General features: G+C 43.1%; 15 protein-coding genes. 14 read left to right on the forward strand and 1 reads right to left on the reverse strand.

Annotated features, from left to right (window positions below):
• Positions 1-50 precede the first annotated feature (50 nt).
• Positions 51-1,175 (forward strand): hypothetical protein, encoded by a 1,125-nt coding sequence (locus AC58CZ_RS01165; protein ID WP_494223593.1) that lies wholly within the window; start codon positions 51-53, stop codon positions 1,173-1,175.
• A gap of 75 nt (positions 1,176-1,250) precedes the next feature.
• Here AC58CZ_RS01165 and uvrA read toward each other — a convergent pair whose 3' ends face one another.
• On the reverse strand, positions 1,251-4,157 hold the full coding sequence (gene uvrA / locus AC58CZ_RS01170) for an excinuclease ABC subunit UvrA (RefSeq protein WP_494223592.1): 2,907 nt from the start codon (positions 4,155-4,157) through the stop codon (positions 1,251-1,253).
• Between the two features lie 671 nt (positions 4,158-4,828).
• On the opposite strand from uvrA, the gene AC58CZ_RS01175 reads away from it, so the two are divergent.
• The 13 genes from AC58CZ_RS01175 to AC58CZ_RS01235 all read left to right on the forward strand — a co-directional run bounded on the left by AC58CZ_RS01175 (position 4,829) and on the right by AC58CZ_RS01235 (position 19,581).
• Entirely contained in the window at positions 4,829-6,193 is a 1,365-nt protein-coding gene (locus AC58CZ_RS01175; RefSeq protein WP_494223591.1) for an MFS transporter, read from the forward strand.
• A 141-nt stretch (positions 6,194-6,334) separates the two neighbouring features.
• On the forward strand, positions 6,335-6,979 hold the full coding sequence (locus AC58CZ_RS01180) for a DUF3833 family protein (protein ID WP_494223590.1): 645 nt from the start codon (positions 6,335-6,337) through the stop codon (positions 6,977-6,979).
• 222 nt (positions 6,980-7,201) lie between these two features.
• Entirely contained in the window at positions 7,202-7,816 is a 615-nt protein-coding gene (ssb, locus tag AC58CZ_RS01185; protein ID WP_494223589.1) for a single-stranded DNA-binding protein, read from the forward strand.
• Between the two features lie 674 nt (positions 7,817-8,490).
• Complete coding sequence (locus AC58CZ_RS01190; RefSeq protein ID WP_494223588.1) at positions 8,491-9,165, forward strand: hypothetical protein; 675 nt, start codon at positions 8,491-8,493, stop codon at positions 9,163-9,165.
• A gap of 75 nt (positions 9,166-9,240) precedes the next feature.
• Positions 9,241-9,759, forward strand: coding sequence for a BLUF domain-containing protein (locus AC58CZ_RS01195; RefSeq protein ID WP_494223587.1), 519 nt, complete (start codon positions 9,241-9,243; stop codon positions 9,757-9,759).
• A gap of 57 nt (positions 9,760-9,816) precedes the next feature.
• The gene (locus AC58CZ_RS01200) at positions 9,817-10,254 is read left to right on the forward strand and encodes a BLUF domain-containing protein (RefSeq protein WP_494223586.1); all 438 of its coding nucleotides are present in this window, start codon (positions 9,817-9,819) and stop codon (positions 10,252-10,254) included.
• 454 nt (positions 10,255-10,708) lie between these two features.
• A complete protein-coding gene (locus tag AC58CZ_RS01205; protein WP_186473828.1) occupies positions 10,709-11,032 on the forward strand; it encodes an H-NS histone family protein in 324 nt (107 codons plus the stop codon).
• A gap of 242 nt (positions 11,033-11,274) precedes the next feature.
• Complete coding sequence (gene gspN / locus AC58CZ_RS01210) at positions 11,275-12,102, forward strand: type II secretion system protein N (RefSeq protein ID WP_494223585.1); 828 nt, start codon at positions 11,275-11,277, stop codon at positions 12,100-12,102.
• Positions 12,103-12,999 carry a type II secretion system protein N gene (locus AC58CZ_RS01215; RefSeq protein WP_494223584.1) on the forward strand — a complete coding sequence of 299 codons (897 nt, stop codon included), beginning with the start codon at positions 12,103-12,105 and terminating at the stop codon, positions 12,997-12,999.
• A 78-nt stretch (positions 13,000-13,077) separates the two neighbouring features.
• Entirely contained in the window at positions 13,078-15,333 is a 2,256-nt protein-coding gene (gene gspD / locus AC58CZ_RS01220) for a type II secretion system secretin GspD (protein ID WP_494223583.1), read from the forward strand.
• A 513-nt stretch (positions 15,334-15,846) separates the two neighbouring features.
• The gene (locus AC58CZ_RS01225) at positions 15,847-16,833 is read left to right on the forward strand and encodes a TatD family hydrolase (protein WP_494223582.1); all 987 of its coding nucleotides are present in this window, start codon (positions 15,847-15,849) and stop codon (positions 16,831-16,833) included.
• 204 nt (positions 16,834-17,037) lie between these two features.
• Complete coding sequence (locus AC58CZ_RS01230) at positions 17,038-17,784, forward strand: ThiF family adenylyltransferase (RefSeq protein WP_494223747.1); 747 nt, start codon at positions 17,038-17,040, stop codon at positions 17,782-17,784.
• Between the two features lie 21 nt (positions 17,785-17,805).
• On the forward strand, positions 17,806-19,581 hold the full coding sequence (locus AC58CZ_RS01235) for an ATP-binding protein (protein ID WP_494223581.1): 1,776 nt from the start codon (positions 17,806-17,808) through the stop codon (positions 19,579-19,581).
• Positions 19,582-19,642: the final 61 nt, after the last annotated feature.

Below are 19,642 nucleotides of genomic sequence, written 5' to 3' on the forward strand. Positions count from 1 at the left end.
TGGGTTTTCTTCGTCAACCCAACCTATGGGCTTATTTGGGAGGAGTCATTATGCCGTATTTTGAAGATATAGCAGACCATAGAACGTGTGACTTTAGAGAGCTAAATTTCAGTAAAATATACCACGGAAAACCAACGCTTTATCTAGACCAAAATATATTAGATAAAATCGTTGAATATCCTGTGTTGATAGAGGAGGGGCAATTTGCAGGATATAATTGTCAGGTCATATATTCTAACGAAACGCTTAATGAAATTGAACGTTCAGGTGAACCAGACAAGTTTTTACAAGTACTAGAAAGTCTTGAAGCTAGAAGAATGACATTTGAGGTTGATAAAAATTTTAGAATGACTGGTGCTGTTATAATTAATCCATATGTAAGTCCATTTACTGTGTATAAAAAATTTCTCTATAAAGATTCTATTGATAAGATAGCAAGTAAAATAATAGCAAATAATATGCAGTTTATATTTAGTCTTTTCTCAAATGAAGCTAGTAATAGTATTATTGATTATGCTAATGAAACTAGTGAACATTTCAATAACATACATGAACAAGCCTTAGAGGCATTTAAATCTGTAAAGGGTGAGATTTCTGATGATAACTATCGATTTTTAGAGAAAGTTATTAAAATAAGTTTTCAAGAACAAAGTAGTCAGCTTGATACTATTCAAAATTCTATGTTGGAAAACATGAGTAACACTGGCATAGATTTAAAAAGCAATAATGGACACAATGGCATTAGGGGGTTAGAGAAGATAACAAAGGTCGATGGCAAAATCTTAAACAATATCAAATCCCCTAAGATTCTAGAAAAGATATACGGGAAATATACTAATAGCAGTGATACTGCGCATATTACTGACTTTTATTTAGTTTCAGATAAAATTTATGGCAGAAGGCTTTATAAATTTGAGAAAGTTATGAATGTATACATGATGTTGAATATACTGGGTTATAAGAGGGACAAAGGGTTTCAAAAAAAATATAAAAGGCTTATTAGTGCAAATAGTGATGGACAGCATTTAGCGTATGCTTGCTACTGCGATTGCTTTCCGTCGGAAGACAAAGCCTTTACCGAAAAAGCTAAGGCAATATTTGAGTTTTTAAATATAAAAACTAGAGTTGATCATATTACTTTCACTATTAATAATGTGTCAGAATGCATAGATTAAGTGTAAACTTTCAACCAACAAAAAGGCCACTCCCAAAAGAGCAGCCTTTAAATTAAAACCAAACAATTAACTAAACTAACCCGCCTCAGAAACCACCTGCGTAAGCATCGGCTTCAAAAACTCACCCGTATATGAGCCTTCGACCTCTGCGACCTCTTCTGGCGTACCCTCCGCGATGATCATACCGCCGCCTTTACCGCCTTCAGGGCCAAGATCAATTACCCAATCGGCTGTTTTGATGACATCGAGGTTGTGCTCGATAACCACGATAGTATTGCCCTTATCGCGTAGGGTATGCAGGATATGGAGCAGCTTATAGATATCATGGAAGTGCAGACCCGTGGTTGGTTCATCCAAGATATAGAGCGTCTGTCCCGTATCACGCTTGGCCAGTTCACGCGCCAGTTTGACACGCTGCGCTTCACCGCCAGAGAGCGTTGGCGCTGACTGACCGAGGCGAATATAGCCAAGACCAACATCCATCAGCGCTTGCAAGCGGCGATAGATCGCTGGAATCGCTGAGAAGAACTCAACGGCATCTTCAACAGTCATCTCTAACACTTCGGCGATGCTTTTGCCTTTATAGTGAATCTCTAAGGTCTCGCGGTTATAGCGTTTGCCTTCACAGGTATCGCATGGCACGTACATATCAGGTAAGAAATGCATCTCGACTTTGATCAGGCCATCACCTTGGCACATCTCACAGCGTCCGCCTTTGACATTAAAGCTAAAGCGCCCCGGCTTATAGCCACGAGCGCGTGCTTCTTGCGTTTGCGCAAACATCTCGCGCACAGGGGTAAATACGCCAGTATACGTCGCTGGGTTTGAGCGCGGTGTACGACCGATGGGGCTTTGATCGATATCGACCATTTTATCCAAATGCTCAAGACCACTGATACTCTCATGTTTGTCGGCGATGAGCGTCGACGCATTGTTTAATTGCGTTGCTGCCAATGGCATAAGCGTACGGTTGATCAGAGTCGATTTACCTGAGCCAGATACGCCCGTCACACACGTCATGATCCCAACAGGAATGGACAGGTCGACATCATGCAAGTTATTGCCTGATGCGCCTTTTAGCTCAATCGTCATCGGTACTTTTTTTGCTTTGGCCTTACCTTTGACTTCGACGTCCATGGTTTTGGCTTTATGACGCACGGTTGGAATCTCGATGCGCTTTTTGCCAGACATATATTGCCCAGTGAGCGATTCTTTGTTTGCCATGATGTCATCGACCGTACCCTGAGCGATCACATGACCACCATGTACGCCCGCACCGATACCGATGTCGATCACGTGATCCGCTTGGCGAATGGCATCTTCATCATGCTCGACGACCAGTACGGTATTGCCCAAGTCGCGTAAGCGCGTCAGCGTCTTTAGCAGACGATCATTATCACGCTGATGTAGACCGATTGATGGTTCATCAAGCACATACATGACGCCCATGAGACCTGCACCGATTTGGCTCGCAAGTCTAATACGCTGTGCTTCACCGCCTGATAGAGTTTCGGCAGAGCGCGCAAGAGTCAAATAATCTAGACCAACGCTCACGAGGAAGTTTAAGCGTTCATTAATCTCTTTAAAGATTTTTTCCGCGACTTCGCCTTTGTGACCGCCAATCTTTAGCGTTTTATAATAATCGGCAGAGTCGCCAATAGAGAGCTTAACGATGTCAGCGATGGTTTGGTCATCAACACGGACGTTGCGAGATATTTCATTGAGACGCGCGCCATCACAGACGTTACACGTAGTGTCAGCCAGATATTTGGCTAGCTCATCACGCACCAAGTTACTTTGCGTTTTAGCATAACGACGCTCTAGGTAAGGCAGCACCCCTTCAAATGGTACGGTCTTATTCGTCTTACGACCGCGCTCATCGGTAAAGTTAAAGGTGAGTTTTTCTTTACCAGAGCCGTGCATGATCAGCTCTTGCTGCTTTTTGGGCAGCTCCGTCCACGCCGTATCCATATCGATATTAAAATGGTTACAAACGGTGGTTAGCAAACCAAAATAATAGGCATGACGTTTGTCCCAACCATTGATTGCGCCTTGATTAAGCGATTTTTCATGGTGAGTAATAAGTTTTTCAGCAGCGAAATACTGACGCTTACCGAGTCCATCACAAGTTGGGCAAGCACCGTAGGGGTTGTTAAAACTAAACATGCGCGGCTCAAGCTCAGGTACAGCGCGATCACAAATCGGACAGCTGTGCTTGGCAGACATCACTTGATTATCAGAGCCGCCCTCAGTAGGATTGCCATCCATAAAGTGCAGCGTCACTAGACCTTGTCCCAAACGTAGCGCGGTCTCCAAGCTCTCAGCGACACGGTTACCCAAATCATCACGAACCTTAAAGCGATCAACCACCACTTCGATGGTATGCTTTTTCTTCTTATCCAGTGTTGGTAGTTCGTCGGTATCGTACACGTCGCCATCGACGCGCACACGGACAAAGCCTTGTCCAATCAGCTGCTCAAGTAACACGGTATGCTCGCCTTTACGCTCACGAATCACCGGCGCCAAGATCATGAGTTTGGTGTCTTCTGGCAATGCCATAACTTGATCGACCATCTCAGTGACCGACTGCGCGACCATTGGCTCGCCATGCTCTGGGCAATAAGGCGTGCCGATACGCGCGTATAATAGACGCAGGTAATCATAAATCTCAGTGATCGTACCGACCGTTGAGCGTGGATTATGGTTGGTCGATTTTTGCTCAATAGCAATTGCCGGTGACAAGCCTTCGATGCTATCGACTTCAGGCTTTTCCATCTGCGATAAGAACTGGCGCGCATAAGCGGACAGACTCTCGACGTATCGGCGTTGTCCTTCGGCATATAGCGTATCAAAAGCCAAGGACGATTTACCAGAACCGGATAAACCAGTAATCACCACGAATTTATCTCGTGGAATGTCTAAATCAATGTTTTTTAAATTATGAGTACGTGCGCCGCGTATTGCGATATGGTCATGTGCCATCGTTTATGGGTTTCCTATTTGCTAAAAGAGTATTGGGAAATATCTCAAATGAAAAGGTAAATACAGATCAGTAAAATTATTGGTTAAAAACGCGAATGATTTCTAAATTTATAATGTCGTTATAAATAGCTCTGTTATAAAAAATATGGTTATAAATAGTGCTTTTATAAAGTGTTCATATGTTCGTGAAGTAAGGGCTATACATGCCAATTTACTGTTTGCTTATTTTGCAGTCTTTGATGCGATTGATTTCTGTTCGACTAAGCAAATCTAAATCAAACCCCTGTTAAGTAACAGGCATCGTTTGTTATGGTTTTGACCAAAAATGTCATTTTACAGAGGAGTTTGTCGTTTGAACTGTCGTTCGAGCTAATGAATAATAATGTTTACAACGCCTTACTTTATTGTTATGGCGACCGCATTATTCAAGGTGTGATTGCGCATCTGACGCAGTTGGTAACAAAATAATTGCGTAATATGAATGGCTTGGGCTGATGCGCTATAGGCGGGGGCGTCAGTAAGACAAAAGTCTCGGCAACCAAACGGCGAATGTCTTATACTAGGGGGCTTGATTTATAGGCCAGTGTCTTGATAAACCAGTAGTGATAAATCATGGTGCAGTACAAGTACCAGCAGTGAAAAAACAGCAATGATCAATCAGTGAGGCAAGTATGAATAGCGTAGAGAAACGGGCAATCCTCGGAGTCGGTGGCATCTTTGCCTTGCGTATGATTGGCTTGTTTATGATTGTGCCGGTGTTTTCTGTTTATGGTGACAATTATGCACACGCGACGCCGTTTTTGATTGGCTTGGCAGTTGGTATTTATGGACTAGGACAAGCGATCTTTCAGATACCGATGAGCCTTGCCGCTGATAAATTCCCACGTAAACCGATTATCATGCTTGGTCTGATACTGTTTGCAGTCGGCGGCATGATTGCAGCAAATGCGACGGATATCTATGAAGTGATCATTGGTCGAGCGCTGGCAGGCAGTGGCGCGGTCTCTGCTGTACTCATGGCGCTATTGGCTGATGTGACGCGTGAGGAGATGCGTACCAAAGCAATGGCGACGATGGGCTTGACTATTGCTACCTCCATCATGCTCGCCTTTGCCTTTGGGCCGTTATTAGTAGGCTCGCTTGGTATCTCTGGTCTATTTTGGCTGACGGCAGGATTTGCTATTTTAGCGATGCTGCTACTTTTTGTCGTACCCACACCAATGCGCGTGCTCAAGCACAATCTGGATAACAAATCGATCGGTGAGCAACTCGCTACCGTGCTCAAAATCGGCGACTTAAACCGTTTGCACTTTGGAATTTTTGCGCTGCATTTGACCATGACAGCGATATTTGTGATCTTGCCGCATCAGCTCACAGAGGTGATGGGTCTATCGGTACGTCAGCAAGGCTTGGTCTACTTGCCGCTATTGTTTGTCGGCTTTGCCGTCGCCATTCCTTTTATTATTATCGCTGAAAAGAAGCGTAAAATGCGCCAAGTCTTTCTAGCTGCTATCGCCTTAATGACTGCAGCCTTGGCATTACTGGCGCTGGGTAGCCAAGTCGGTGTCGGTATTATTGTAGGTTTATTGCTCTATTTTATGGGTTTTAACTTACTTGAGGCCACTATTCCATCTTGGATATCCAAGCGCGCCCCAGTCGCCAATAAAGCCACGGCGATGGGGCTTAATTCATCGAGCCAGTTCTTTGGGGCTTTTGTTGGCGGAGCGATGGGCGGTTTGCTATTGACCCAATCTGACCTACTCGCTTGGGCCATTCTAGCTGCTATTATGGGAGCCGCGTTATTGATTATTCTGCCAATCTCGCAGCCACCTTATCTGTCGAGCACGACAGTAACCATTCCTAAAAACATCAATATCCAAGATTGGTCTCGGCAGATGCTAGCAGTCGATGGCGTGGATGAGCTGGTGGTCATGGCAAAAGAACAGGTCGCTTATTTAAAATTAGACAAGACCCAACTGACGGATGATTCACGTCAGCAGTTATCGAGTTTGGCGCAAAGTCCGTTAGATATTTAAATAGCGGCAGTGACCCAAATTTATAGAAATAAGGGCAAATAGGCAGAATTGAATGGCCAGCAGCCGTATAGATCGTGTAGCGTATAGATAATCATTAATCGGTGAGTGTCAGATATTTATCTCTATTTAAAAGGAATTAATATGAGTAAATTTAAGATGTTGTCTGGTAGTGTCATAGAAGGTAAAAAGAAGGCGCATTGCTCAATTGCCAAGTTAACAGTAGGTATTGGTCTATCGGCCACGCTACTGACATCTGGCTGTGCCACGCAAAATATTCAAGCCTATCAGAACACCACACCAACGCTTGATATGCATAAGTTTTTCTCAGGTCAAATCGAGGGGTGGGGCATGTTCCAAGGGCGAAATGGCGAGGTCAAAAAACGCTTTTATGTCGATATCGATGCGACTCACGAAGGCGATGATGTCATCATTCTGGACGAAAAATTTTCGTGGGCAGATGGGTCAAAATCGCAGCGTATATGGCGACTGACTGAGAAAAGTAATGGACGCTGGATTGGTACAGCAGGCGACGTCGTTGGCGCGGCAACCGGCGATGTGGTAGGCAATACCCTGCATTGGAATTATGTATTAAATCTGCCAGTCGAGGACAAAACCTACAAAGTGAATTTTGACGATTGGATGTATCTCATTAATGACGATGTCATGCTCAATCGTTCAGTGATGACAAAGTTTGGCGTCGAGTTAGGAAGTGTGACATTAAGTATGCATCGCAAGAACTCTTCCTCTAAATTACGTGATAGCAATCAAGGTGCTAACCAGAATTGATATAGTTTGAAAGTGTTCATCAGCGTTTTAAAATGGCAAAATAACAGCATCTTTATCTATTAAAATTTTAAATCTTAATTAATATGTCTAGGCGACATTTGTTGTCGTATACTAATAAAACCTGCTAGATATTTAAACAAAAATTGGTTAAAGTAAAATCATATCATTGATAGGAATCATTTTTTCTATCGAATAATTATTCATAAGTAAAAGGACGGTATCATGCGCGGAGTTAATAAAGTTATCATTATCGGTAACCTTGGAGCAGACCCTGAGGCGCGTCAATTTAATAATGGCGGGAGCGTGACCAATATCTCGGTGGCAACTTCTGAGCAATGGACAGACAAACAAAGCGGTGAAAAAAGAGAAGCGACAGAGTGGCATCGTATCTCACTGTTTAATCGTTTGGGTGAAATCGCTGCACAGTATCTGCGTAAAGGCAGCAAGGTCTATATCGAAGGCAGCTTGCGTACGCGTAAGTACCAAGACCAGAACGGCCAAGACCGTTATATCACTGAGATTCGAGCTGAGCAAATGCAGATGCTTGATGGTATGAGTGGTGGCCAAAGCGATAATGGAGGCTTTAGTAACAATCAAGGTGGCCAGAATTCAAACAGCTATGGCAACCAAGGCGGTCAAAGCAACCAAAATAATTTCGGTCAGCAAGCAGGTAGCCAGCCAGCACAGCAAGGCGGCTACAATAACCAAGCGAGTGGCGGTCAGAACAGCTTTAATAACCAAAATGCACCTGCGCCGCAAAATCAGTTTAATCAACCCGCGCAATCTAAGCCTACGGCAATGTCAGATGGCCCTGTAGACGATGATATCCCGTTTTGAGGAATACGTAATCTAATAGTGTAGAGAAAAGTCATTAGAGCCTATATTTATAGGCTCTTTTTTTGTTTAAAAGATAAAGATTTGAACAAGTATCTTTGAATTGAAAATCCCGTTAATAGCGGGGTTTTTTAGTTTTTATGAATAAATTATTAGAAAATCACCTATATGTTTATATTCACGCGATATCAGAGATTAAGTTTCAAATAATAGACTTACTTATTGTTATTTTACTAATAAAAAAATAAACTTATGTTTATTTTTTTATTCTGCTATTAAAGGCTGGAAATATATGCGATTACTATTGAGTGGTTTATCAAGGAAGTGTGGTTATTCACTGTTGTATATAACCGTTATTTTTTAAAAGCGTTGTTGCCATTATTTTTATTTTCAATTTTTATATTGAAATTTATAAAAACTACCTTCCATACCTTATATAAACCGTTTGTGCTATCCAATTCAATTAGTGCTAACAGTCTATTAATGACATTGATATACTCTATTTAATTAAATAGTGTAGCTTATTTTAAGCGCCAAGGTTACATGTAAAGCATAAGTTAACAATAAATTCAAATCTATCAGAGTTTGGCCATTCATGGCTGAAAAGAATAAAAATTATCTGGGTCGGCGTCTTACCGGTAAGATGCCTATCTTGCTGTCAATACTGAGTATAAAGAATGAACTACGGTGACGTGTTTCGCAAAAGCGATTTAGGTAGAGCAGAAATAAAGTCTCAAAGTCTCGGTATATTGCCGCGAGAAGCGAGAACATTGCTGATTATGATTGATGGCAAGCGCACGTATCAAAACTATCTTGATACGCTTGATAATAGCAAAATTTTTGCTGATTTTGGCGGTGTCGGGCCTTTATTTGAGTTGCTTTTAGAGCTTGAGTGTATTGAACTGATTGGTGCTGCTAACGCCAGTTCGCAAATCCAAACAGCGCCTCAGGTATCTACTGTAACCGAAGCACCTACTGTTCCTCAAGTGCCAGTCGTAGGGCAACCTCAATCTACAGGCAACTCATTTGATGTCAGTACTGAGATAGAGTTCGATCGTACTTTTAATAGCAAACCGCCAAGCAAAATTGCAGAGGCTGGCAAAAAGTCTATCGCTAGTATGTTGAAGGCAAAAGTTGCTGGTGCCAACTATGGAACCCTTAAATCTGACTTGGCGACCTACATTGAAAAAAATGCACCACCTGCAGAAGCTTGGGGCTATTTACTGAGTCTAGAGCAGTGTGAGGACAGCGCGCAATTATTACTGTTGGCACAAGAAGTACAAAAGAGCAGTAACGCGAATCTAGCACGTGGTATGAGCAAATTTATCAAAAAAATTCAACAGTCACGTTAGTACGGCCATTGATGAGTGATTAGCAATACCTGCACCGCCTTTTTTATAAATCTAGCAAATTAATTGGAAAAAATTATGGAATCAGTCGATCTCTCAGAGTCAAATAGTCTAAAAATGCGGCAGGGTGAGCATATCATTTTGCGTCTGACTTATATCAGCCGTTACAACACTGATAATGCTAACGGTGAGGTCACTCGTATCCTTGAGCAGGCTCAGCAAAACAATGAGCGCAATGGCATCACTGGTGCGTTGGTGTTTAACCATAACTACTTTTTGCAAAGTATCGAAGGGGCTAGGCCGGTTATCAATGGCTTGCTTAGAAAGCTTGTGCAAGATGAGCGTCATCATTCTTTGCAGGTGATAGAGTGCCGTGAAGTTGAGCAGCGCCATTGGAGTAAATGGTCAATGAAGTATTTGATTCCAAGTGAAGAGAACAAAGGACTGGCGTTAAAATTATCGACAGGAAGTGAGTTCAATCCTTACTTAATGAGTACCAACCAAATCACGATGCTGATTGATACATTATCTGAGCTTCAAGAGCAAGAAGAGCAGTGTGCCTCTCAAAAGAAAAAACCGTGGTATGCCCTTGGTTAATTGAGTAATGCCTATAAATGCGATCCGCTTTCATAATATTTGTATAAGAGAACAAACATGACATCAACACACGCAGATGCCCATATCTTAGTGAGCATGACCTATGCTAGCCGTGCAAACCCAAATGTATCAGCGACCGATTTCAATGAAATATTACAGCAAGCACAGATAAATAACGCTGCTAATAGTATCACTGGGATGCTAACGTTCAATAAAGATTATTTTTTGCAGACGATAGAAGGCCCAAGAGCGCAAATTAATCGATTGCTATACAGTCTCATTTCCGATGAGCGTCATCACGACCTACAGATTATTGACACACGTGAGCTAAAGCATAGGGAGTGGGCGAAATGGTCGATGAACTATGCGTCTCCGACCGAAGAGAACGCCGCAATCTATTTAAAGTACTCTACGACTATTGGTTTTAACCCTTACCTGCTAAATGCTGAATCTGCTCATGGGTTGATGAATGAGCTGAGTGCACAAACAGGCTAAATAAAAGTCGTTAGGGTTTAGACAAGCATTCGTTCGCAAGCTCATATGCTTTTGCTACAGCGCCTAATTATTAGATGCTAATAAATCAGATTTATTAATATAGTGTATGAATGAATATTATTTTATTAAAAAATGAAAAAGTACTAATATTCAGGGAATACCGCATTTAAGAAACACTATAGAAAATAGAAATTTGTTGAGCTAAGTTTCGATAAGTAATTATTGTCGATAGCCATTTGCTATATAAGGTATAATGAATGCTTATGTTTGCCAGCAATATTTTTATTATTCATGTTTATTAAAATAATTATGAATAATCTTTGATTAATCAAAAATCAAATGAACCCTTAAAAACTATTAATTTTTTAATGATGAATGGGTCATCATTCAGGTATCTCAATAGGTACAATGTCTCTATTGAGGTGATATTTTTTATCCGACAGTTGGACTTACTATGAGTAAAAATAACGCAATTGATTTAGATAACTTAAACGTAGATGAACTACGTGCCATCAGCGAAAATGCACAGCAGCTTATTGCCAAAAAACAGCATCAGCGTTTGTATGATGCTTATATTCAGTTTGAGCAAATTGCAGAAGACAGCAACGCTACGATTGAAGAGATCTTAAAAGCTGGTGAAAAACTAGAGAAAAAACGCAGTATTAAGTATCGCAATACTGATAACAAGGAAGAAACTTGGACTGGTCGCGGACGTAAGCCAACATGGTTGGTTGAAGCGCTAGCAGCAGGTCGTGACCTTGAAGATTTTGCTATCTAATTAGGCTATCCAATTAGATAGTTTCGAGTCGTAACACAGTACGAGACGGAGCTTATCAGTCTTATGGATAATGGTTTATTTACAATCATTTAGTCATAAGCACTGAGGCTTTGCAAAATAAAAAAGCCAGTATCTCTATTGCCAATATTTTGGTAAAAAGATACTGGCTTTTTTTCTGTCATCTATAGGTCATTGTTTGTTATGATAATGACGTTTTTGTCTTATATAAGAGTTGTGCAACCGTGGCCCAAGTATCTGAGTTGTCTCATAAGCGTCCCCGCAAGCTTTGGTGGCTGATCGGATTTGTATTGTTTGCCTTATTTGCTGTATTGCAAATGCCAGCGGCATGGCTAATCCAAAAGTATGCACCCAATACGCCTTATGTGCAGCATGTGTCTGGCAATGTATGGCAGGGCTCTGCCATTTGGCAAATTCCTCTATCATCGACACCGCTCACAGGGATGGCCAAATGGTCATGGCAGCCATGGCAACTGCTCACAGGCAAGCTTGGTGCCGATGTGACTATCAACTCAGAGCAAACGAGGTTGAACGGACAGGTAAAGCTGGGTTTAAACTCATGGCAAGTTGATGATATGAGCGGAAAGATTGCTCCTGAGACTTTGGCAAGTGTGGTTGATTGGCAACTGCCTAATACGCCCATTCAGGTCAATGGAGTGTCGTTAGAACGTCAATCTGGTGATAAAGCGTCATCTACGAGCGAATCTGCTAACAATGCGGCAGGGTTTCGTGAGGCATCAGGACAGCTGACATGGGTAGGCGGTGAAGTGGGCTATCCGAGTGGGGGTAAGGTTTTTTATATCACCATGCCTGCGTTACGTGCTGAGCTGAGTGCTGAGCGAAAAAACAATAAAAACCTGCTGCACATCAACCTATTGAATAATCAAGATAAGCGCTTAGGCGATCTGTATATAGACGGGGACAATATGCTAGATGTCAGTCTGACTCAGCGCCTATTAGAAAACATGCCTGAATATAAAGGGCAAGCACCGCAGGACACACCAGTCGTTAGTGTGCGCCAGCCGCTGCTAGCTGGTTTGGGGGCGCCCTAAATGTCAAATATTGCTGCCAGATTAAAGCCTGTCGTGAATACTCTCAATCGTTTTTCAGGGTGGTTGTTGCTACTGGCAATTGCTTGGCTATGTTGGACAGCGGCGCGTCTTTTGTGGTTACTATTAGCAGCGCCCTTAGCACCAGCATTGCCGCTAGCCCCTTTGCAAAACAATACAAAGTCTGCCAATGACTATAGTGGTTTGTTTGCGATATTTGCTGATCCTGACCCTATTGCAGCGGCAGTCCAGCCACCACCCAATGTTGAGCTTAAAGGCGTACTACTCGCCATACCGGAGAGCATGTCTTCAGCGTTGCTTAACATAAATGGTGAGGTGAAAAATTACCGAATTGGTGATGGACTAAAAGACAGCGACTATATCCTTGTCGCTGTTGATTGGAATTCGGTTATTATCGCGGATGCCAATGATAAAGAAACCGTGATTAGCATGCCAGATGCTATGCCGCTAGATCAAGGTGACATGCTGGCAGGCGGCGTCAGTAATCAGCGTCTGCCGGACAATAGTATGTTGCCGACAGCGCCCCAGACCCTACAATATACGCCGCCTGAACCGACAGAGACGAATAGTGAAAGCAGTCCGCAAACGGCGATTGAAGAAGCCGTCACCGCGCTGCAAGAAAATCCTGCCAGTTATTTGAGTAGAATGGGGGTGATGGCCTCAGGTGAAAGCTATCAAGTCACCGCAGCGATGCCATCAAAATTACGCAATCGACTGGGACTGGAGCCAGGCGACAAAGTGTTGACAGTAAACGGGCAAAACGTGGGCAACAATCCTGCTCAGGATGCAAGCGTATTACAGCAAGTACAGCAAGCAGGCGAAGCACAAATCGAGGTTCAACGTGGTGAGCAAGTTATTACTATCCGCCAGCAGTTCTAATAAGACGGACTTTTAGCAAGGATTGCTCGTTAAAAACTCAGTACATATGACGCAATATCACTGTAGGTAATTATCAATATGGTAAGTTTTCATCAATTTTCAGCCACACCGTTACACCGTATCCTGCCGCGTTTGATGCGCCTGTGTCGTCCTCTGTGCCTAGCGGTACCCTTATGGGCTGCTAGTATGGGCCTAGCGAGTGCTGAGAGCTGGAAGGTCAACCTACAAGATGCCGATATTAAAGCCTTTATTAATGAAGTGGCAACCATCACTGACCAAAACTTTGTCCTTGATCCTCGTATCAACGGCAATGTGACGGTCATCTCGAACAAAGCCTTATCGCGTGATGAGATTTATCAGCTATTTTTAAGTGTGATGCAAGTCAATGGGATTGCAGCGATAGAGTCAGGTACGACAATCAAACTGGTACCTGACAATGTCGCCAAGCAGTCTGGTGTCGCCGTTGATTTGCGCGGCAATAGTGTCGGTGAGTCGCTCGCAACCCGAGTGATTTATTTAACAAACACTCAAGCAGCAGAAGTATTGGGCGTTATAAGACCTTTGATGCCGCAGTCTGCACATGCCGCCGCTGTGCCTGGTGTGAACGCGCTGGTGCTATCAGATCGTGCGGATAGCCTGAATCAACTCACCGCACTTATCCGAGACTTGGATAGCAATATTAATGACAGTCTGCAAGTGATACCACTACGCCACGTCGATGCCGAACGTATGATGGAGCTAATCAGTGCCTTGGTGGCAAGCGCTGGTAGCGGACAAGCACAAGGTGGTAATAATCAACTCAAAGTGATCGCTGATTCATCAAGTGATCGATTGCTGGTCAAAGGCAGTCCTGAGATGATTGCCAAAGTTCAGGAGATGGTTAATCAACTAGATACCACACCGACAAGAAGACTGAGCGGTTTACGTGTCTTTCGCCTAAAGTATGCCAGTGCTAGCCATATTGCCGATATGCTACGAGGCATTTTGGCCAATCAATCGATTAATAGCGCTGGAGCCACCTCAACGTTAGAGTCCGCTTCTTTAAATGATGCAAGCAGTACAGGGGCAACCATTAACAGTGCGGCGAGTGAGAGTATAGGCAGTAGTAGCACAGCCGTTGTACCGACCAGCAGTACTAGTGGTGCGGGCACAGGCGTTGGTGGAAAACCCTTTAGTATCATCGCTGATGAGACACAAAATGCCGTTATCGTCAATGCTGCCCCTGAGCTGATGTTTGAGATTGAAGATGCCGTCAATCAATTGGACAGTCGCCGCGCACAAGTCTTGATTCAAGCTGCTATCGTCGAAGTTTCAGGCGATGATGCGACCCAGCTAGGCGTTCAGTGGGCGCTTGGTAATGCCAATAGTGGCTATGGCGTCGTCAACTTCAATAATGTCGGTGCTAGTGCGACCACCTTGGCCGCTGCCGCATTGGGTGGTAGTGCTGCTGCGGGCGCCGCAGGTATTAGCTCCGCTGCCAGCTCTATCGTTGGTGCATTGGTTGGGATTGGCGATAGCCGAAAAGACAGTCAGGGTAATACGGAATTTTATGGTGCCATTTTGCAGGCACTCGACTCTTCTACCAGTGCCAATCTATTGTCCATGCCGTCTATTTTGACATTGGATAATGAAAAGGCCAGTATCTTGGTTGGTCAAAACGTACCTTTTGTCACAGGTTCTTATACTACTAGTGGTAACAACTCAAACAACCCTTTCCAGACCATTGATCGTCAAGATATTGGTATCAATCTTAACGTTATCCCTCATATTGGTGATAATGGCACCGTACGTTTGGAGGTCTCACAAGAAGTATCTTCCGTCGTACCAGGTACTACTGGCAATGCTAGTGGTTTGACTACCAATAAAAGTCTCATTAATACAACGATTTTAGCCGATGATCAGCAGACCATCGCCCTAGGTGGTTTGATGCGTGACAATAGCACCACACGCCAGCAAAAAGTTCCGGGCTTAGGAAATGTACCAGTGATTGGCAGGTTGTTCCGCTCTGACAATGACAGTACTCAAAAGAGTAACTTGATCATATTTTTGCAGCCAACCATCTTACGTGATGGTGGCGCGGTTGCCAGTGTGACCGAGCGTAAATTTAACCAGATGCGTGTACTGCAATTAGTCATCGATAAAAATGGTACGATCAAACAGCTCCCTTTGAGCGGAACACAGGGCTGGGATGGTAATGTCGATGCAGACTATAAATTGATGCCGCTCAACCCCCTTATTCCTAAGCGCGATCAAACATCCAGATCAACCTCTCAAGGATTTACCAAGGTAGACAGTCCTAACAATAGTATAACGACATATCCTCTAAATCGCTAAAACTGTCACAGATTGCTATTTTAATCCACTCATTCCTCTCAATTAGTACAAGCCAATGTACGGTGTAATAAATAAACGTTACATCGTACATTGGCTTGCGTATTCGTAACACAGCTAAACAGAGCGACCGTCGTATTTTACGTATACTAAACTTTAGTGAGATAAAAATAGGTATGCACATTTATATCCATAAAATTGGTGCTGTATCAATAGGTAGAGATAGTCATGGCAAATCATAAAAGGGGTAAAAGTTGGCTGGTCTTGGGTGCTGTGGCCACCGCCTTATTGATTATTCCTCGGCGTAGTAGTCGAAAATCCGATAAGGTGACTGACACTAATATCGCAAATTTAAAAAATAAGAATGCTCATCACGGGAATAAGGATACCCAGTAGGGGCGCATAGCGCTTTATAGTAAACGCTGCATCGCTTGAATAAGCTGTTACTACAACCATGTGTATAATATGATGGTTGATAAGGTATTTTGCTAAACACGTTGTTTTTGGAGTGTATTTATGTCTGGTCCTGAGTCATCAAATAGGATAAATCAAGCCTTGAGCAATTGTTATTCGCTCATTGATACCCATACACATTTTGATGCCCCAGTATTTGATAATGATCGAGAGCAACAGGTTCAAAGCGCTTACCATCAAGGTATACGTCATCTTGTGCTGGTTGGTTATCTTTATCAGCATTTTGAGCGTATGTATGACACTAAGCAGTTGATCGATAAGTTATCAAGGCGTTTTGGCATAGATACTGGCGAGCATAACGAGTCTGATTTCTGTACGCATATTGCGTTAGGCTTACATCCTTTTTATATCGAGCAGCATACTGATGCTCATTTGACAGAATTGGCACAAATGGTTGCGGATAGTCGACCATTAGCCATCGGTGAAATTGGTTTGGATACCTTTACCGATGTAATGAAAGAGCCTGATGTTTTTGATAAACAAAAGCGGTTCTTTGAGGCGCAGCTAGATATCGCTGTGACCCATCAGTTGCCCGTAATGCTTCATATTCGTAAGGCGCACGCCGAAGCGCTCGCTATATTAAAAGCGCATGAATACGATGCTCATACATTGGGCGGTATTGCGCATAGTTTTAGTGGCGGTGAGCAAGAAGCCAAGGCATTTGTGAAACTAGGGTTTAAGCTGGGTGTTACAGGTCAGGTGACCAACCCAAATGCCAAAAAACTGCGCCGTGCTATTCAGGCCGCTGTGGATACATATGGTATCGAATGCTTGGTGATTGAGACAGACTGTCCGGACATGACTCCGATTATGTGCCAAACTTCAAATAGTCAGCATTCAGCCGTTGGACAAAGCCCAGACAATGAATGGGAGGCAGCCCACGCACACGATAGGAATATTCCTGCTAATCTGCCTTGGGTATTGTCGAGTTTAAGTGAATTATTGGGTGTCTCACAGGATAAACTTGCTAAGCAGTTATGGCAAAATAGCTGCGATGCCCTAAAAGTAAACTGGGCCTACCCAACATAATTATTAAACTTATACTTAAAAGATGAAGTAAGCACAGTCAAAATATTTAAAAAGAGTATTTAAAAAGCTATGAATGAAACCAGACAAATTGAGCACCCAGTCGTAGAGCCAGTCTCTACCGAATATGATAATGTACAAGCTAGCGTAGATGAAAAAAATGAGCAGTATGACCGCCGCTTCCAAGGTACGCGCACGCTTTATGGCATGTCCGCTGTCGATACTTTTGCATCATCGCATGTCTATATCATTGGGGTAGGCGGTGTTGGTTCTTGGGCGGCAGAAGCGTTGGCACGTACGGCAGTCGGAACTATTACTTTAATTGATTTGGACGTTTTGGTGGCCTCTAATGTCAATCGGCAGCTACCGGCGCTAGACAGTACGTTTGGTCAAAGCAAAATTGAGGCAATGGCGGCACGTATTAAGGAGATCAACCCTCAAGTCACCTTAAATCTCGTTGATGATTTCTTGACCGTCGAAAACGTTGCAGCGCTACTGCCGGGTCGCCACGAAGCGAAAGCAGCAGCCGATCAAGGTAGGCCTACTGTGATTTTAGATTGCGTCGATGATATGAATGCCAAGCTGGCGATTGCCCTACATTGCCGTTTTAATAAATTAAAGCTGGTCTGTGCAGGTGGTGCAGGTGGTAAGATAGATCCAAGTCAAATAAGAGTGAGCGACTTGCGTGATAGCTATCAAGATCCATTGCTTGCCAAATTGCGTAATAAGCTGCGCCACGAAAAAGGCATCAATAGCGCGCTAAAAGAGAAGTTCGGTATCAAATGTGTTTATTCTACCGAGCCACCACATGTGGATAAGAGCTGCCAAGCAGGCGGATTACAATGTGGTGGTTATGGGTCGGCAGTGGTCGTCACATCGGTGGTCGCAATGATTATGGTCAATGAAGCGTTACAATTATTGATAAAGCAGACGAGTCACCAATCGAGCGTCTGATATTATTTAATGGAGTCGATCTTGTCTATATCTAACTCACCTAAAAGCAGCTACCCAGTAGCGGTAGATGAAGTAGAGCGTATCAACAAGTTGAAAAAATATCAGGTACTCAATGAAGATGAGGAGCCTGCATTTGATCGACTCGTTGCACTCGTAAAGCTGTTTTTTGATGTGCCGGTGGTAACGATCACTTTTATGGATGAGGAAACACAATATTTAAAAGCAGCCTGCAAATTCAACAGTGAGACTGAGAGTGTACGTACCACAACACGTGAAGTAGCCTTTTGTAATTATACGGTTTTATCTAACGAAGTCTTTGTGGTGCCAGATGCATTGGAGGACAATCGCTTTCGTCAGAACCCATTAGTTACTGGCTTATCTCATTTGCGGTTTTATGCGGGTGCACCGATCATTTTGCATGAGGGCAATAAAAGTTATCGGTTAGGTTCATTATGCCTGATGGATACCAAGCCCAACCATAGCTTTAGTGACCAACAAAAAGAGATATTGGCGCAGTTTGCGATGATGGCAGCAGATGCGTTGAAGCTACAGGATAAAGAACGTGATGCCAAACATGCCAATGAGATGAAATCTAACTTTTTGGCCAATATGAGTCACGAAATACGAACACCAATGAACGGTATTATTGGTATGGTAGAGATGCTAGGTGACACTGAGCTTAGCGCTGAACAGCGAGAGTATGTAGATAACATCAAAGTCTCTAATGAGCATTTGATGGTGATTATTAATGGGATTTTGGACTTATCGAAAGTTGAGTCTGGAAAAATGTATATTGATTCTATCCCACTCAATTTATCTACATTATGTAATGAAGTGGTCAGCCTATTTTCTATTAAGGCACGTCAACGAGGTTTGACGCTAGATTACCATTATACCGAGTCGTTATCACCTTATGTAAAAGGGGATCCGGTACGTCTCAAACAAATCATCGCAAATCTTGTCAATAACGCGATTAAGTTTACTCGTGAAGGCGGGAGAGTGAGTATTGATGTCAAGCATATGAATAATTGCTATCGTGAAAATATTGACAAAAATAGCATGAGGCAGGAGACGTTAGAACGTAAGGCGGATAAGAATATAACCTTATGTATTGAGGTGACAGATACTGGCGTTGGCATCAAACCTGAGTCACTAGAAGCCATATTTGATGCTTATGGACAAGCCAATAAGTTCACGCATCGTCTGTATGGTGGCACAGGTCTTGGACTGTCTGTCTGCAAGTCTTTAGTCGAACTGATGGGTGGTCATATCCGCGTCAATAGTACGGTAGGTGTCGGGACTACTTTTCAGGTTTTATTGCCGCTACCGACTATTGATGAAGAGAAATACGAAGCATGGCAAGACTCTCATGATCTCACAATGGCAGAGCCTAGCCACGAGCGTGCAGGTCATATCTTATTGGTAGAAGATGATACCGTTAATGCCATTATTGCCAGAAAGGCACTGACCAATAGCGGTCATACCGTCACTCATGTGACTGACGGTCAACAAGCGATTGAAGCTTTTGCTTTGTTTCCCAAACGTTATGATGTCATCTTGATGGATCATCACATGCCGATTTTGGATGGTGTACAGGCCACTATTAAGCTGCATGAGCTTTATGACCCTCAAGACCTACCACCTATTATCGCTTTGACTGCCAATGCCATGGATGGAGAGCGCGAAAAGTACTTAAAAGTTGGTATGCAAGATTATTGCACCAAACCTTTTAAAAAGGAGCAGCTAAATGCTTTAGTACAATATTGGTTGATACAAAAGCAATTAGAAGAAGAGTAAGTCACAGGTCGTTATCATGATAATTGCCATGACAATGACTATTAAATATTAGGCGCGACTA

The organism is Psychrobacter sp. CR212, assembly GCF_059693765.1.

Coding starts and splice junctions, on each gene's coding strand:
- AC58CZ_RS01195 (WP_494223587.1), top strand. CDS start 9,241: ATGGAATCAGTCGATCTCTCAGAGTCAAATAGTCTAAAAATGCGGCAG.
- gspD (WP_494223583.1), top strand. CDS start 13,078: ATGGTAAGTTTTCATCAATTTTCAGCCACACCGTTACACCGTATCCTG.
- AC58CZ_RS01175 (WP_494223591.1), top strand. CDS start 4,829: ATGAATAGCGTAGAGAAACGGGCAATCCTCGGAGTCGGTGGCATCTTT.
- AC58CZ_RS01200 (WP_494223586.1), top strand. CDS start 9,817: ATGACATCAACACACGCAGATGCCCATATCTTAGTGAGCATGACCTAT.
- ssb (WP_494223589.1), top strand. CDS start 7,202: ATGCGCGGAGTTAATAAAGTTATCATTATCGGTAACCTTGGAGCAGAC.
- AC58CZ_RS01225 (WP_494223582.1), top strand. CDS start 15,847: ATGTCTGGTCCTGAGTCATCAAATAGGATAAATCAAGCCTTGAGCAAT.
- AC58CZ_RS01230 (WP_494223747.1), top strand. CDS start 17,038: ATGTCCGCTGTCGATACTTTTGCATCATCGCATGTCTATATCATTGGG.
- AC58CZ_RS01165 (WP_494223593.1), top strand. CDS start 51: ATGCCGTATTTTGAAGATATAGCAGACCATAGAACGTGTGACTTTAGA.
- AC58CZ_RS01190 (WP_494223588.1), top strand. CDS start 8,491: ATGAACTACGGTGACGTGTTTCGCAAAAGCGATTTAGGTAGAGCAGAA.
- AC58CZ_RS01215 (WP_494223584.1), top strand. CDS start 12,103: ATGTCAAATATTGCTGCCAGATTAAAGCCTGTCGTGAATACTCTCAAT.
- AC58CZ_RS01180 (WP_494223590.1), top strand. CDS start 6,335: ATGAGTAAATTTAAGATGTTGTCTGGTAGTGTCATAGAAGGTAAAAAG.
- AC58CZ_RS01205 (WP_186473828.1), top strand. CDS start 10,709: ATGAGTAAAAATAACGCAATTGATTTAGATAACTTAAACGTAGATGAA.
- uvrA (WP_494223592.1), bottom strand. CDS start 4,157: ATGGCACATGACCATATCGCAATACGCGGCGCACGTACTCATAATTTA.